The sequence below is a fragment of the Cognatundibacterium luofuense genome, from assembly GCF_018139685.1.
Classification (GTDB): Bacteria; Pseudomonadota; Gammaproteobacteria; order Burkholderiales; family Burkholderiaceae_D; genus Undibacterium; species Undibacterium luofuense.
Genome location: NZ_JAGSPN010000336.1, coordinates 1 through 352, shown reverse-complemented (window position 1 = coordinate 352; position 352 = coordinate 1). Strand labels below are relative to the sequence as shown.

Here is a 352-nt window from a genome sequence, read left to right as displayed (position 1 = left end):
CACCGCACGTGATTTGTCTACCCTGGCGAACCGCCTGATTGCCGATCACCCTGAATACTATAAAACCTATTACAGCACTAAAAGCTACACGTATAACAAGATCACGCAACCTAACCGCAACCGTTTGTTATGGCTGGACCCAACTGTCGATGGCATGAAAACTGGCCATACCGAAGCAGCTGGCTATTGCCTGATTTCTTCAGCGTCGCGTCCAAATGGCAGCGGCCAGCGTCGTCTGATTTCGGTCGTGACCGGTACCGCCAGCGATCAGGTACGTGCGCAGGAAAGCCTCAAATTACTCAATTGGGGTTATTTGAATTTCGATACAGTCAAACTGTATGCCAAAGGGCAG

At 50.3% G+C, this 352-nt stretch carries 1 pseudogene; it reads left to right on the top strand.

Annotated elements, in window-relative coordinates:
- Positions 1 to 352 (top strand): annotated as a pseudogene (locus tag KDM89_RS20675) (D-alanyl-D-alanine carboxypeptidase); the annotation flags it as partial.